Source organism: Treponema vincentii (assembly GCF_018336815.1).
GTDB lineage: Bacteria > Spirochaetota > Spirochaetia > Treponematales > Treponemataceae > Treponema.
This window is the reverse complement of sequence record NZ_CP050497.1, coordinates 473,626-489,309: the sequence shown is the minus strand read 5'-3', so window position 1 is coordinate 489,309 and position 15,684 is coordinate 473,626. Positions and strand designations below refer to the sequence as shown.

Below are 15,684 nucleotides of genomic sequence, written 5' to 3'. Positions count from 1 at the left end.
AGTTCGCTAACTACGTTCTGATCGAGGTACAGTTTTCCGGCTCATGCAAAAAAAGCTTGTTTGTTTTTAGGCTTTGCGTGACCGGCGAGGTTTTCAGTAAAATTGCATTGCGCAGCCTCAAGCAGTTTGATGAATGCCGAGACAGATGTTTAGGAGCGGGTCCGGTAGCATTTTTACTTGTTTGATAATTGTTTCGTAGGACATTGAGGGGATACTGTGTGTTAATATTGATATATAAACTTTTCCAGTTGTATATCTTTACTTTTCAGGCTTTTGTTTTTTATAAAACTACTCTTTTTTCGCATAACACTGACTTTTCTTAATCGATTCAAGATCGCAGTGGAACTGTTGTACAATTTATTTTAAGTATGCATCAGATTTCTTTTGCACATCACAATCAGTTTTCAGGATTAATTTTCTTATTGGAGTGCTCGCGTACTTTATTTTTACATCCCTAGTTTTTTACATTGCTCGACCCAGCGGATAACCGTACAGATATATACTTTAAACACCGGTGTCGCTTGCCCCACATTATATCCTTCCTTTACGTGCTGATTGCGCCCAGTTTTAAGTCTCTACTATATGCAATATTAGCCAGTATGATTGATTTTTATTGTTATTTCAAACCAATTAGCTATATATCATTAAATAAAGTTAATTGCATTTTATTGGTTTGTTCCTTTTCTGTTTTTTTCTTTTGTCTTGCAGATCTTTCCGTTATCATATCTCCAAGATGTTGCTCGATAACTTCATGAATTTTATCTTGTGAACTATCAACTTCTATTTTATCATCTTTATCATCGCCTTGAATAGGATTTTTGATTTCATCAGTTAAGTTTATCCTATCATGATCTTTTATTCCGTCATCACATTTATTTAAGATATACTCAGGTATGAGCTCATATTCAATTGGATTTATTTGAAATAAATAATCATTTTCTATATGAAATGTTTCATTTATGAATTTTTTAAACACATTATCAATTTCTTTGATCTGCTTATCTTCAAAATTACCATCTTCAGGATTTTCTAAATTTAACAAACGATAACATTGAAGTTTTTCATATCCTACAGAGGTATTATGATAAGCTTCAAGTAATTTAACATTACTCCTAATAATTCCTATTACACTCTTGTATGTAAAATCAGGTATGTAGCATTGAATTTCTTTCTCCCCTTTAGTTATTTCTCCTTCGGTCATTGGGATAAATAATTCGCCTTTGTTTATAATAGGTATATTTCTTTTGTGAAATAGGTTAGACAATAATTGATATCCCATATTTTTTTCATTTTCAAATTCAAATAACCGTCTTAAATATATAAGTGAAGTTAAAATCGATTTAGAAGAAATATTTTTCAAAGCTATTTGCTTATAAGATAGAATATCAGACTTTGTTATATCTTTCTCAAGAATACGTCCATTTTTATTTTCTAAAAAAAATGCTTTTGCGCCTATTTTATCATTAAGATTATAAATTGAATCAATAACTACACTGAAATCATGTGATAGCAAAAGTACTGTTTTATCATGAAAGTTCTTTTTGCCTATAAATAATTTGTTCAGTATTGCAAATTTTTTATTCCCATCAAATGAAGAAATAGGATCATCAAGAATTATTAAATCAGGCTTTTGTTTTATTGCATCATACATGAATAAAATTAACGCAAAAGCATTTCTTTCGCCATAACTCAAAGTCTCTGAACCTGAAGTAATAATTTCATTAAACTCATTATGGTACAATACCAGTCTAGATTCTTCATCTTTTTCTATCATGTCAACTTTATAGTTATAACCGGCGTATTCAAGAAAATCATTTATATCTTTTTTATAGAAATTCACTTTTTTTACTATGAGATTCTTTTGTTTTATTATCTTACCTTTTAAATTTCCAGCTTTCTTGATTAGTTCATCAATAGCAGCATTTATAGAACTTACTGATTCAGCCATTTTCGCAGAATTTAGATTTTTTAAAAGAGGAAGATCAATCTTCAATGAAGATATTGTCGCAACTATATCATCAATATCTTTAAAAGATTGATATCCTATATTTTGCATACTTAATATTTTACTATATAGTGTTTCTATTTCTCCATTTACTGCTATCAAATAATTCTTTTGCTCAGGTGAAATGCCATCAATATTTATCTTTATTTTATTGATTTGTGTTTTTGCATCATCAGACAAGAAGATGGATAGTTTTTCTAATAACTCAATCATTTTCAGTAAATGTTCAATATATTTTGGTTCATATTCTTTTTTTATTTTTTGAATTATTTCCTTTTTAGCTTCTATATTATCAGAAGAACAAAACGGACAACACTTACCAATAGATAAATAATCATTTCCAGTTATATGCCACTGTAACCATTTTACAGTATTTTCACTCTTTAAAAACGGCTCATATACCTCTAATCCCGTAGGTATGTTCTCTAATTTATTACCCTTTGCTAATCCCTTACCCATGGTTCCATTTGCAGCCCATCCAGTTTTTGTAGCTTTAAAATCATCTATAAAATTTTGCAATAGTTTACCAATTTCCTTTATTGTTTCATTCTGTGTAAATAAATTTTTAACTTCATTAACAAGTTCTTCTATTTTCTCTTGATTCTTTATATAGTTTTCGTCTTTTATAAAAATTTCGAAACTGTTTTTAATTAATTCTATTTTCTGAAAAAAGAATTGTATTTACGTATTCCTCATTAAATATTAAAACTTTCGACAATTTATCAATACCGCTTATGGAAGGAGTTATATTTTGATTATCCTTATACTTAAATGGTCTTAAAATATCTAAAGTAGCACCTTTGATAGCCAAAGAAATCGCTTTTGCAATGGTAGATTTTCCTGTACCATTTAATGCATATTTTATATTCAAACGATTTTCAGCTATCTCTATTGAAGCTTCATTTATATTATTGCAATGTTTTATATTAATTTGCATATAAGATAACCTCTATAATTATATATAATAACTTTGATACACACAGAAAGTATATCATCCTATTGGTTATTGTATAGGCACAGATTATTTTATCCTCTATAAAATATGCTACCATGTTAAATTAAAATTTTAGTAATCACCTACTCCCCCTCCACAACCTTCACTTCATCAGCCGTCAACCCATACAGCCCATATACAACAGTATTTATCTGCTTATCTAAAATGTCAACCCGCTGCTGCAAGAATTTTTTATCAGAATCGGATATTGCACTGTTCAGTTGTTCCTGTGCATCAAGCATAGATTTTGCAAGCCGTGTAAGCATTTCGATGTGTTCTGTATTCAATTCCGGTAGAGGGAAAGGTTCAAGATATTTTGTTTTAAATCGGAAATAACCGCCACGTAGTGAAGCACCTGTCTTTTGTAGAAAATACCATGTTACCTTTGAGTTCAATATCGCAAGATAAGCATAATATCTATCATCATTGCTATCATTAAGAATTAAGCCATACGAAGTATCGTTGTAGTAATATTTACCTTCTGAATCAAAACACATTGAAGTTCCAAAGCAAATATCGGGTGTCAGTATTTTTTTACTGGACAATATATGCATATTTCTTGCATTCCATAAAGCGTACCATATCGGATACTTCATAGAGGCAGTTCCTCGTTTTGAAAGACGTGCTTTTATTGATTTGAAATATTCATAGCATTTTGGAAAATTCGTTTTCATTTCATTTTCTGTATAGAAAATAGTTTTCCCATTCGCACTATGATAAGGATAAATCATATACTCCTTTTTATTTATAAAGCTATATCTATTAATAGTTTTACCCGTAAGAATAGGCATGCAAACACTTTTCTCGATTTGAATATATGTTTCAGTTATAGAATTATAACCAGTAATATATTGCTCGTCTAATCTACAATCGGAGAGATAAAATGCTTTATTATCACCGCTTACAATTCCTTGAAATATACCATGAAAAATATCCTTAACGGTGAACTTTTGCAATCTCAGTTTATCGATAAGGGCATTATCAACTGAAGATGCTAACTGCCAAGGGGCACTGTCTTTCAAGACATCCAACGGTAAAACATCAAAATGTAATTCTTCAGCTATCTTTTCAGGTTTAGTCTTAATAAACCTAAATGTATCATTATTATGTGAAAGCGCAATAATACAGGTATACACAGAAGCGGCATTAAACACGAGATGCGATTCAAAGTGAACAATGCTCTTTAGAGCACGATTATCATAAATAAATTGTCTTATACCGGTTCCAAAATCACTATTGATAAATTTATGAGGAAGAATAAAAGACTGTATACCATCTTTATTCAACAAATTAAATCCTTTTTCAATGAAAAGAATGTAAAAATCAAATCGCCCCGTTGCTGCCTTATATTCCTTTTCGTAGAATTTTGCTTCCTCTTCATAATTTTCACGAAGTCCCTGCACTCTCAAATACGGCGGATTCCCAATCACGCAATCAAAACCACCGTCTGCAAATATGCCCGGGAACTGAGCATCCCAGTCAAAGGCGTTCACCTTGCGTTGTTCCTCGATGCCGAACAGTGTTAAATCCTTGCCCGTGTAGTAATCCGTTCCGATAAGGCTGTTCCCGCATTTAATATTGTGTGACATATCCGGTAAAATTTTTTTGTGTTTCTGTATTTCGCTCGGTTTGAATAGTGTAGACTGCCCCCCTGGAGAAAGAGCCTTGCCTTCATTTTCCAAAAGCTTCAAAAAGAGCGAAAGCTTTGTTACCTCCACCGCCTGTGCGTCGATATCCACACCGTAGATATTGTTCAGCAAGATGCGTTTTTTCTCTTCGACACTCAGCTTATACTCCTTTGTTGCTGCATCCTTGTAAATAAGCCCCTTCTTCTCCGCCTGCTCCCGCCGCGCTTCCGCATAATACCAATCCAAGTGCCAGTCCAGCAAATACTGATACGCCCCAACAAGAAAACTCCCCGAACCGCATGCAGGATCAACAAAACGCAAACGGCTTACCTCATCAGGTGTTTTGCCTGCAAGCTTTTTACCGATTGTGTTTTCAACAATGTATTTAACGATATAAGGCGGCGTATAATACACACCCCCTGCTTTTTGTACTTCCGGCTTTTCAAGAATTTCTATGCTGTGCCCGTTCTTTGTTTTGCGCGTAAAGCGGATAATCTTTCCCAAAAAGCGTTCATAAATGGAACCGAGTATTTCAACCGGCAGCACGCTGAACTCATACTGACATTCAGGATAATAGAGCGCATTGATAATACTGATAAGCGTTCTATCCGCAACAGCAAGTTCGTCAAGCCATTGGTCGGAAGCAAACAACCCTGCATTGAATTTAGCATTCGCATTTTCAAAAAGCCGCTGTACATTTTTATAAATAGCCGTTTTTTGCTCCGCGATTTTTTTAAGCTGATTACCTTCTTCAATTTCTTTATCTTCACAAATCCGTAAGAAAAGCAGCCGGTCAATAATTTTCTGCACAGCACCTGTCAAATTGAATGCATCGATTCCGTCATTATGCAGCGCAATATCTTCGGCAAGCACCATCCGCCATTTTTCGATCATATTCAAAATATCATCATCGACGGTCGCCGTTCCCCGCTTATCCTTCGTCCCTTCGTAATAGGTATCGAACTTACCAAGATCGACGGCATCCCAACTGATTTTATCATACAGCGATTCAAATTTTTCAGAGAGCTGATCGTAAGTCAGATAGTCAATGCGGGCAGTGGCAGCCGTGTCTTTTTCCGACGGCTTAATTCGCGTATCATAAATCGCCAATTCCTGAAAGTCCGTCAGCACCGCAATCGGCATCTTTGAGGTATAGGCATACCGCCGCACCTGCAGCGCCGGTTCGGGATTTGTTCTAAGGTCAACACTCGGCTGCTTTGCTTCCACATACATCTTCCGCTCGCCGCCGTAACAAAGCGTATAGTCAGGATGCTTCACCTGCCCGTCCATCACTACGCGGTCTTCGGTAATAACCTCTTGCCGGTCATGCCGCGCTCCTTTCTCGTTTTTGACATCCTTATCAATTCGGCAACGAAGAAATTTTCAAATTTCGAGGCTGCTGAATTGTTATGCTTTTACAACGCAGTGAAAAAGCATAATTAATTTTGCGATGTTTTACGTAAGTAAAACTCGACGTTTAACTTCGGATGCGCTATATTAGCAGCCGAAGTTAAACATCCCATTTCAGACATTCAAGCAGCGGATCGATAAACTTATTGCGTACTTCGCTTTCAACAAAATTCTTGGAAAGATAAAACGCCTCATTCGCCTTAAATTGATTTACCAGCTGCGCCACACGTTCCTTGCGTTCCGCCATCGTCATGTCTTTTGCCTTAATAGACATCGTTTACCCATCCTTCGCTTTCGTATTTGAATATGCCACACATTATAACACACTCGGACGAGTTTGTAAAAACGATACAGTAAAACTTGATTAATAAACCTGTTCGGAATCTTCCGTTTCATAAACAGGTTACCTTGAAATGCGATGTTCTAAATCGTACTATTTGTGCGATTTAGAACTCGTCGACCTATTCGAAAACGCAGTTATCGAATAGGTCTAATATACTCAAAAAGAATGAATCTAAAAAAGGATGCCATTAAAATTTCTTTTCTGAAACTTGACAATCTTCCAGCAAACCCCGAGTTTTCCGGATTCTGTTTCCGACGGTTCAAGCGCCCCCGCTCCTCCTTGAAACATCAGTCTAAATATGGCAATATAAAAAGACTGGAGGCTTGTATGAGCACAAATGTTCAGGAATGTATAAAACCGATTTCATACATAAAGACAAATGCCGCTGATATGATGAATTTTGTGAATGACAGAAAAGAACCGCTTATCATTACACAAAATGGGGAATCACGGGCAGTTTTGATTGATGTTGAATCGTATCAGGAAATGAAGAATGCATTTACTTTGGTGAAAATAATGCAACTTTCTGAAAAGGATGTAAAAGCCGGAAAAACTAAACCGGCTTCGGAAGTTTTTGCAAATTTGAGAAGGCAGTACAAGCTTGGAAATTAAAGAAGTTATTGTTTCTCAATTTGCAGAAGATGATTTGAGTGAAATTGTCGAGTATTATTTTTCTTTAAATCCAAATTATGTAGAGAATATCGTTTCAGAATTTGAAACAAATGTATTGTCTTTACAGCAGTATCCGAAGCGAGGAAGAATAGTTCCTGAATTGGATCGGCAGGGCATTTCACAATATAGAGAATTAATTCAAGGGTACTATAGAATTGTGTATGAAATTTCGGAAGACAAAGTAATAGTTCATACAATTATTGATGGTCGAAGAAATTTTGAAGATATAATCATTTCAAAATTGTCTCGTTATTATGGAAACAACAGCTAACCGCCGCTTAACATCCTTATGGTACCGCAGTTTCGTACACGAATCAAAAAAAAGCATAACGGGGACGTTACAATTCAGCTTGCAGGTGAATATTCTATCGGTATGGAACCATTAGCCTTGTTCCAAACGTTCGTCCTTGACAAACTTTTCCGTTTAATATATACCACTGATATATATCAGTGATATAAAATACTAAAAACAGGAAAGGGGGCGGCAATGGAACAAAAAAAATTACAAACAAAAGACTTTATTTCGATAGGAATTTTTTCGCTGATTTATTCGGTTGTCGCTTTTGTTGTCGGCGGCATAGCGCAGATGACGCCGCTCACGTTTCCTTTAATGCCTGCATGTATTGCGCTGTTTACGGGTACCGTCTTTATGCTCTATGTTGCAAAAATTCCGAAGCGCGGCGCATTAACCTGCCTCGGTGTTATCGGCGGCATTTTGCTTTTTATCACCGGTATGTTTTGGATGATGAGCCTTTTTTTTGTGCTGTTCGGTATTGCGGCCGACTGTATTTGCGCGTCGGGGCATTTTCAGTCGTTTAAAAAAAATCTTACCGCATATTGCATAATGGCGCTTGCTCCCTTCGGCGCATACGTTCCCATGGCGCTGCTTCCCGCACAATTTGACGCTTTTATGAAAAAAAAGAGGGAACACAGCCGCCTTTGAGCAAATCATTCACACAATCGGTACGAGCGTATGGGTGCTTCCGGCAATGATTGCAATTACACTGCTGTGCGCCATCCTCGGCGGTTTAATCGGCAAACGCATTTTGCGCAAGCATTTTGAAAAAGCGGGTATTGTGTAGTTGTATGAAACTCGATCCGAGAACAAAATTGTTTATTTTGGCGATTACCGGCATAACGGTATTTTTGAACGACAATCTGTTCATTGAATGTTTGTTTGCGGTTTTTCCGTTTGTTTTGCTGTGTACGGCAAAACGGCTGAAAATTGCATTTTCCTACGGACTTTTGTTCAGTGCTCTTGTTGCGCTGCAGTACATGTTGGTGCCGCTTATGTCGGCGACGGCGGGAAGTATTGTCTATGTGTTTTCGGTATACATCAGAAAACTCATTCCCTGCCTTATGCTTGGGAATTTTTTGATTGCAACAACGCAGGTAAGCCGCTTTATGGCGGCTCTGTATAAAATGCATATTCCCAAAGGTTTTGCCGTTGCCTTGAGCATTACGCTCAGATACTTTCCGACGATGAAGGAAGAGTGGACGTTTATAAAAGAAGCGATGGCGCTTCGCGGATTGTCGACGTCTTTTCCGGCCGTACTGCGCCGGCCGATAAAGACGATGGAATACATTTACGTACCGATGTTGGTTTCCGCTTCAAAAATTTCCGATGAAATTACACAAGCTGCTGTCACGAGGGGTATCGATCACGTGCAGCGCAGAACGTGTATCGAAACCGTGCGGTTTTCCGTTTTCGATGTGCTTGTGCTGGCGGTTTACGCCGGTATTGTGCTGTTGTTTTTACGCTCAAATGGGGTACTGCCGGTATGATGGTGGAATTCAATTCGGTTTCATTTTCATATACCGAAAACGGAACGGGCGCCGTGCACGATATTTCGTTTGCAATACCGGAAGGACAATTCGTCCTTGTGTGCGGTGCAAGCGGGTGCGGCAAAACGACAATAACAAGGCTTATAAACGGACTTATACCGCATTTTTTTTCAGGCAATCTTTCGGGAAGCGTCCGCGTTGCCGGCAGGGAAACGTCCGCCACACCCATAGCGGATATATCGGATACGGTCGGATCGGTGTTCCAAAATCCGCGCACGCAGTTTTTTAATGCGGACACCGACAGCGAAATCGTATTCGGTATGGAAAATCGAGGGATGCCCGTAAACGACATTTTGGAACGCTTGGAAGCCGTAACCGCCGAGTTGAATTTGCAGCGCTTGCGCTGTAAAAATATTTTTGAACTGTCCGGCGGCGAAAAACAAAAAATCGCTTTTGCATCTGCGTATGCCGCTTTTCCGAAAGTACTGGTGTTAGACGAGCCGTCATCCAATTTGGATTATCACTCCATATTGGAGTTGGCGCGTCTTTTAAAAAAAGCAAAAAATGGGGGATTGACGGTTATCGTATCCGAGCACCGGCTGTGGTATGTAACGGATATTATCGACAGGGTGCTTTTTATGAAAAACGGCAGGATTGAAAAAGATTTGAGCGCACGCGAATTTAACGATCTTGCAGAGAAGCCGTACAGCGAGTTCGGTTTGCGGACACGCACATGCATTGTACCGGAATCCAGCCAAGAGTGTAATATGCGTTGCGAAATGGCTGGCGGAACGGACGGCTCAACCGTTTTAACAGCGGAAAACCTGTCGGTGCAAATCGGAAAACACACAATCCTTAACGGCGTTTCGTTTGAAGTTCGTGCAGGAGAAATCCTTGCAATTACCGGTAAAAACGGGTCGGGGAAAACGACGCTGGCACGAGTGCTGTGCGGACTTCAAAAATCTTGCGGTACGGTAAGGTTAAACGCTCGCCGTTTGAACAACCGGGAGCGAAAGAATATTTCGTATATGGTTATGCAGGATGTCGGACATCAACTTTTTACCGACAGCGTACAAGCCGAATGCTCGCTCGGAATCAAAGAAGCGAATGCAGCACAAATAGAACATGCACTGCGCGCTATGGGGTTAAATGAATACAAAGACAGACACCCGCTTGCTTTATCAGGCGGACAGCGCCAACGGCTTGCGGTGGCGGTCAGTATGATTTGCGGCAAACAATTACTTGTCTTTGACGAGCCTACCAGCGGTTTGGATTTACACAGTATGCACCAAGTTGCCCGTTTGCTTAAAGAACTTGCACGGCAAAATAAATTAGTAATCGTTATTACCCACGATTATGAACTCATAGAAACAGCCTGCACGCGCGTGATGAATATTGATTATATCAATAAAACCGGACAAGGAGCGAAAATGCAAAAACAAAAATTATTGCTGTACGGCACCCAAATGAAAAGTCTGGTTGATACGCTGTCGAACAAATCGGCGGAGAAAAACGCAGCGCTTGTACTGCGTATGGAAAGCGAATATAAACACCTTTTAAGCGAACAATCTTTTGCAAACGCAATGCTGGCGCGCCACTTAAAAAAATCAATACTGCCTGCCGTCGCCGCATACAAAATGCTCCTTGCAGCCGGAAAAACAAAAGAGCAAGCGTTTGAAGCCGTGCGCGCTTCCGTGCTGTCGGATTCGGAAAAACAAAAAAGAGCGTTTCAAAAAATCGGTACACTGCCGTTCGGGTTTTCGCTTATGCGTCTTATGACTCCCCTATCGTTAAAAACGACTTTCGGTCCGAGCGGCTGGGATTTTACATGGAAACAAAACGACCGCCGCGCGCTCAAATGGGATTGCAGTCGCTGCTTTTATGCCGATATTTTTACGCAGCACAAAGTAAGCGAACTGACCGCGATTTTTTGCGAAAGCGACGATGTCGTATACGGAAGCATTCCGACAATACGCTGGGCGCGCACGCGCACTATCGGCAACGGCGATGATATTTGCGATTTTGTTTTTTACAATAAACGTACCAAAAATGCACACATCGAAAACAAACGCGGCAAAGACAAGGGCAAAAAGGCGGGAAATCATGTATAAAACGTTACGGTCGCTTAGTGATGTTTTCCGCCGTTTATGTCGTGCAGCAGTATTTTTTCTTTGCCTCTGTGCCGCCGCGCAAGATGTACAACCGGTAAAAAGCGGATACGAAAGCATCGTCGACGGCGTAGCTGCATCCTATGTTGGAAAGAGCGTTCCGGGAGCATGCATTATTATCGCCGAACACGGTACTGCCGTTTTTTCAAAATGCTACGGATACGCAAACCTCGACACACAACAGCGCATACGGCCCGATACCGATTTTTTTGAGTGGGGTTCCATTACCAAAACGCTCGTATGGGTAAGCGCACTGCAACTTGAAGAAAAAGGCTTGCTTGACCTTAACGCGGACATACAGCGCTATCTTCCCGAGAACTTTTTGCGCAACATACGATACGATGCGTCCATTACCATACTCGACTTAATGAACCATACGGCAGGTTTTGAAGAATATTTAATCGATTTTCGTTATTTGAACGAACAGCCGGTAAAGCCGCTCGCCGACATATTGTCCGCACATCAGCCGGCGCAAGTGTTTGAGCCGGGAAGCGTGTCGGCGTACTCAAACTGGGGCGCGGCACTTGCGGGTTTTATCGTAGAACGGGTAAGCGGTCAAAGTTTTGACGAGTACGTTTCCGAACACATCTTTACGCCGCTCGGCATACAAGACGCAGAGTTAAAACCGCAGTGGAGCGCCGAAACGCTCAAAAGAAAAATAAACGGGTACTCGTATTCGAAAAAAGGATTTCGCAAAGAAGATTTTATGCGCTTGCGGCTGTACCCCGCAGGTTCATTAAACGGAACGCCGAACGCGCTCATAAAATACGCATCCGAATTGGCAAAAAAAAGCGGCGAGCCTTCGCTTTTATTTTCGGATCCTGCGACGAAGGACAAGCTGTTCGGCGAAACATACCGTTCTTTCGGAGCCGCTTCGGGGCTTGCGCACGGCTTTTGGGAGCATGCGGCAGACAACGGCATATTCGGGCACGAGGGCGGAACTTACGGTTTTCAAACCCAGCTGTGGGTTCAGCCGGAGCGGGAGCGCGCAATCCTCATTGCAACGAATGTTATGGAATCCGATTTTTGCCGCAGTCTTATGAATGAACTTATTCAAAGCGATCGGACGCAAGCCGGCAAGGAAACGAGCGCAAATACAAATGGAAATGCCGGCACAAATGCCGCTGCCGGTACCGATACGGCGGACTTTGCACGGTTTTCGGGCGAATATTTTCCGGCGCGTTCCATATGGACTCACGCGGGAAAACTGAACGGTTATATGCAAATGATTTCCATACAACAAAATACGGACGGTATTGTACTGAAAAAAAGAAGCGACGGTAAAAGCCTCGCGTATCGGTCAATCGGAAACAACCGCTTTTATTGCAAAGAAGCGCTGCCGGAAGAACAATACGTCGCTTTTAAAACCGAAAACGGAAATGTCCTTTCCATGACTTTTTTTCTTGCGCACGATTATGTTCCGGCAAAAGGAATGTATACCACCGGTTTTTTGCTGTCGTGTGTAACAACTTTTGTACTAGCCTTTGTATTTTGGCTTGGATCCGGTATAGCTCTTGCAGTGTCGGGCATTCGCTCGCTGCGCCAGACGATTAAAGCCGCACCTACTATACGTGCCGGCTTCGACCGGCTGCCAAAAGTTCTATGCACCGCATGCGGCTTAATTGCGGATGTGAGCATAATTGCGGGAATGCGCAATTGGTTTGCAATTTATACGATAGATTCGGTTCAGATGAATCTCATAGTTGCGATAAATGCCGCATGCGCACTGTGCACAGTGTGCAGCTGCGTGTATTTGTTTTATAAAAAGCGTTTCGCTGCGGCAGTGATGTTTTCCGCCGTCTGTGCGGTACAGCTGTACTCGTCGGTTTGTTTGGGCTTTTTTCATGCCGTGTAATTTTTATCTACAAAGGGGTATGTATGAGTGAGGTAAGAGAAGAATTATTAAACAAAAATCCGTGGAGCTTAATGATTAAGTTAAGTCTTCCGGCAATTTTGGGACAGTTTGTAGTCGGCTTATATGCCTTTGTCGATTCGATTTACGTCGGACAAATGGTGGGAACGGATGCAATGAGCGCGGTTTCTGCAGCGTCCCCCTTTGTGCTGATTAACAACGGCATTGCGGTGTTGCTCGGTATCGGATCGGGTTCCATACTGTCGCGTGCAATCGGCGCTAAAGATTGGCAAACGGTCGATAAAATTATGGGCAACTTAAGCGTTTTAGTACTTTTAATGTCCGCCTGTGTTATGGTAGCCGGCTTTCCGCTTGCCCCCGTATTTTTGCGTTTGTCCGGAGCGCAAGGTGCCGTCCTTGATATGGGCGTTTCGTATTTACGTACGGTGTATATCGGTTCCGTGTTTGTCAATTTTATGCAAGGCGCCAATATGGTGCTGCGTGCCGAAGGACGCATGGGAATTGCTATGGGCATTATGGCAGGCGGTGCCGTTTTGAATATCATACTCGATCCGGTTTTTATCATCTTGCTGCCCGGATTCGGACCGCAAGCGGTTGCAATCGCTACGGTTGTGTCGCAACTGCTGCAAGCCGCCGTTACCCTGTGGTACTTTTTTGCGCAAAAGTCCGGTCGTTAAATTTCACGCCCTCCGCCTTGAAAAAAAGCTCACCGGAGAAACCTTTGCCGTCGGTGTAAGCGCCATGCTCATGCAAGTGATGATGCTCATTCAAATGACTGTCGTATACAACACGGCGGTTAAATACGGCGGCGCCGATCAAATCGCTTTAATGGGAGCCGCTTTGCGCGTTATGCAGCTTGCCTTTGTGCCCGTGTGGGGTATGAGCCAAGGTTTACAGCCCGCCGTCGGAACGAACTACGGGGCAAAAAATTATGACCGCGTAAAAAAACTGACAAACGTTTTTATTGCAGGCTCTACGTGTTTATCGCTTGTATTTTGGCTTGTTATAGAATGCTTTGCGCGCGGGATTTTGTCGGCATTTATTACGCAAGCCGATATCGTCGCTAAAGGAATAACGAACTTCCGTCTTATGTTTGCCGTTTTTCCTACCTACGGTCTTCTTATTATGACCCTCACGTATTTGCAATCGTTGGGAAAAGCAAAGCAGGCGGGCTTACTCGTCGTGTTCAGACAGCTTGCACTTATCGTTCCCTTGGTACTTTTAGTTCCCGTATTGCTGGGCGGAAACGTCGTCGGCGTGTGGGCAGCGCTCCCCTTAAACGACATCGTCATTTTGGTATTTTCGCTCGTTTTGCTTATAAAGGAATACAAAGTACTGGAAAGGATTTGATCCGGAATGGAGCAATTTTACCAAATTCTTTGCACAGAACTTTGCAGCATTCGGATTAAAAAAACTCATCAGCACCAGCTACGCCGTCGAAAGTAAAACGTATAAGCACTATCAGCCGAGCTTATTCGAGACGGAGAGTCCGCCTCCCATTAGAAAATCAAACAAATTAATCGTAACAATTCCTTTTTCATCGGTTGAAGAATTCAAATTATTTTTGGTTATTACAAATTTCTTAAATGAATCGTCAATATTATAAAGAGATTTTTTTTCCTGCATTTCTTTTTCACTTGTGTCCATATTCAACACCGACTGAATGTAAAATTTTTGACTTCCTGAACTTGCAACAAAATCAACTTCAAGCTGTTTTTGTGCGTAAATATTTTTTCCATTTACATCACGTTTTTCTGTCTTCTCGTTTACATGCACCTCTCCAACATCGACTAAAAATCCACGGTAGCGAAGTTCATTGTACAAAATATTTTCCATAATATGACTTTCTTCAATCTGACGGAAGTTAAGACGAGCATTACGAACGCCAATGTCTTCAAAATAAATTTTGAATGGCGAAGATATGTACTTTTTCCCCTTGATGTTAAATTTTTTTATCTTCGAAATTAAAAATGCGTCTTCAAAATAATCAATAAAGGTCGTAATTGTACAGTCGGTAATATCTTTTTTTGTGAGTGTCTTAAAAGTGTTTGCAAGTTTTAAGGAATTTACAGGAGAGCCAATCATAGAAGCAATTATATCAAAAGTTTCAGCAAGCTCTGACTGCTTTCTGATTCTATTGTGTTCGATGATGTCTTTTAAGTAGGTTTCTTCGCAAAGATTTTTTAGATACGAAAAACGCTCCTCATCAGTCTTCATCAATGCCACAAGAGGAATTCCGCCTGTTACAATATATGATTTCCACGCTTCTTCGGGCTTTAATTTTAAACCTTCGCAATATTCAGAAAAGCTTAAGGGCAAAATATGAACTTCACTTCCACGTCCTTTAAATTCCGTAACAATATCAGAGGAAAGAAATTTCGAATTTGAACCGGTTACATACACATCAAAATTGGAATGTCTCAAGAGGCTGTTTAAAGTTCCTACAAAATTTTCAAGCAGCTGCACTTCATCAAGAAGAAGATAAAAATCTGCTTCATCGCTTGTTTTATCTTTTATGAAAGCTCTAAACTTTTTTGCGTTTACAAGATACGTTCCATTTTTCTGCAAAATACGTGACGATTCTTCCGGAAAATATGAATCGAGGAAATCAAGATATTCATCCGAATCAAAGGCAAATTTTATAATCTGATTTTCTCGTATTCCTTTATCTCTAAGATACGAATAAAAAATCTCGTTCAGTAAATAGGATTTTCCGGCACGGCGGCTTCCTGTGATGATTTTTATAAGCCCATTTTTCTCTCTCGCTTTGAGACGATCTAGATACACATTCCGCTTAAAAGCCATT

14 protein-coding genes are annotated in these 15,684 nt (G+C 40.2%); 9 read left to right on the top strand and 5 right to left on the bottom strand.

Annotated elements, in window-relative coordinates:
• Positions 1-634 precede the first annotated feature (634 nt).
• The 4 genes from GWP40_RS02265 to GWP40_RS02250 all read right to left on the bottom strand — a co-directional run bounded on the left by GWP40_RS02265 (position 635) and on the right by GWP40_RS02250 (position 6,311).
• On the bottom strand, positions 635-2,524 hold the full coding sequence (locus tag GWP40_RS02265; protein ID WP_212565883.1) for a hypothetical protein: 1,890 nt from the start codon (positions 2,522-2,524) through the stop codon (positions 635-637).
• 127 nt (positions 2,525-2,651) lie between these two features.
• Positions 2,652-2,942: a hypothetical protein gene (locus GWP40_RS02260; protein ID WP_212565882.1), complete on the bottom strand. Its 291-nt coding sequence runs from the start codon at positions 2,940-2,942 to the stop codon at positions 2,652-2,654.
• A 140-nt stretch (positions 2,943-3,082) separates the two neighbouring features.
• Positions 3,083-5,917, bottom strand: a complete 2,835-nt coding sequence (locus GWP40_RS02255) for an Eco57I restriction-modification methylase domain-containing protein (RefSeq protein WP_212565881.1) — start codon at positions 5,915-5,917, stop codon at positions 3,083-3,085.
• 220 nt (positions 5,918-6,137) lie between these two features.
• Entirely contained in the window at positions 6,138-6,311 is a 174-nt protein-coding gene (locus tag GWP40_RS02250; RefSeq protein ID WP_212565880.1) for a hypothetical protein, read from the bottom strand.
• A gap of 396 nt (positions 6,312-6,707) precedes the next feature.
• Here GWP40_RS02250 and GWP40_RS02245 point away from each other — a divergent pair, with 396 nt between their 5' ends.
• The 9 genes from GWP40_RS02245 (at position 6,708) to GWP40_RS13650 (ending at position 14,228) form a co-directional block, all read left to right on the top strand.
• Positions 6,708-6,992 (top strand): type II toxin-antitoxin system Phd/YefM family antitoxin, encoded by a 285-nt coding sequence (locus GWP40_RS02245; RefSeq protein ID WP_212565879.1) that lies wholly within the window; start codon positions 6,708-6,710, stop codon positions 6,990-6,992.
• Positions 6,982-7,323: a type II toxin-antitoxin system RelE/ParE family toxin gene (locus GWP40_RS02240; protein WP_212565878.1), complete on the top strand. Its 342-nt coding sequence runs from the start codon at positions 6,982-6,984 to the stop codon at positions 7,321-7,323. The genes GWP40_RS02245 and GWP40_RS02240 overlap by 11 nt, the downstream gene beginning before the upstream one ends.
• Before the next feature lie 216 nt (positions 7,324-7,539).
• Entirely contained in the window at positions 7,540-7,995 is a 456-nt protein-coding gene (locus GWP40_RS02235) for an MptD family putative ECF transporter S component (RefSeq protein WP_269140252.1), read from the top strand.
• A gap of 34 nt (positions 7,996-8,029) precedes the next feature.
• Entirely contained in the window at positions 8,030-8,134 is a 105-nt protein-coding gene (locus tag GWP40_RS13230; protein ID WP_414162755.1) for an MptD family putative ECF transporter S component, read from the top strand.
• 4 nt (positions 8,135-8,138) lie between these two features.
• Positions 8,139-8,837, top strand: coding sequence for an energy-coupling factor transporter transmembrane component T (locus GWP40_RS02230; RefSeq protein ID WP_212565877.1), 699 nt, complete (start codon positions 8,139-8,141; stop codon positions 8,835-8,837).
• A complete protein-coding gene (locus GWP40_RS02225) occupies positions 8,834-10,948 on the top strand; it encodes an ATP-binding cassette domain-containing protein (RefSeq protein WP_212565876.1) in 2,115 nt (704 codons plus the stop codon). Before GWP40_RS02230 ends, GWP40_RS02225 begins: the two co-directional genes overlap by 4 nt.
• Entirely contained in the window at positions 10,941-12,860 is a 1,920-nt protein-coding gene (locus GWP40_RS02220) for a serine hydrolase domain-containing protein (protein WP_212565875.1), read from the top strand. Before GWP40_RS02225 ends, GWP40_RS02220 begins: the two co-directional genes overlap by 8 nt.
• Before the next feature lie 23 nt (positions 12,861-12,883).
• Complete coding sequence (locus GWP40_RS13655) at positions 12,884-13,555, top strand: MATE family efflux transporter (protein WP_230974545.1); 672 nt, start codon at positions 12,884-12,886, stop codon at positions 13,553-13,555.
• A complete protein-coding gene (locus tag GWP40_RS13650; RefSeq protein ID WP_230974544.1) occupies positions 13,533-14,228 on the top strand; it encodes an MATE family efflux transporter in 696 nt (231 codons plus the stop codon). The genes GWP40_RS13655 and GWP40_RS13650 overlap by 23 nt, the downstream gene beginning before the upstream one ends.
• 111 nt (positions 14,229-14,339) lie before the next feature.
• Here the strand turns inward: GWP40_RS13650 and GWP40_RS02205 are convergent, their stop codons facing one another.
• Positions 14,340-15,683, bottom strand: coding sequence for an ATP-binding protein (locus GWP40_RS02205; RefSeq protein ID WP_212565874.1), 1,344 nt, complete (start codon positions 15,681-15,683; stop codon positions 14,340-14,342).
• Position 15,684: the final 1 nt, after the last annotated feature.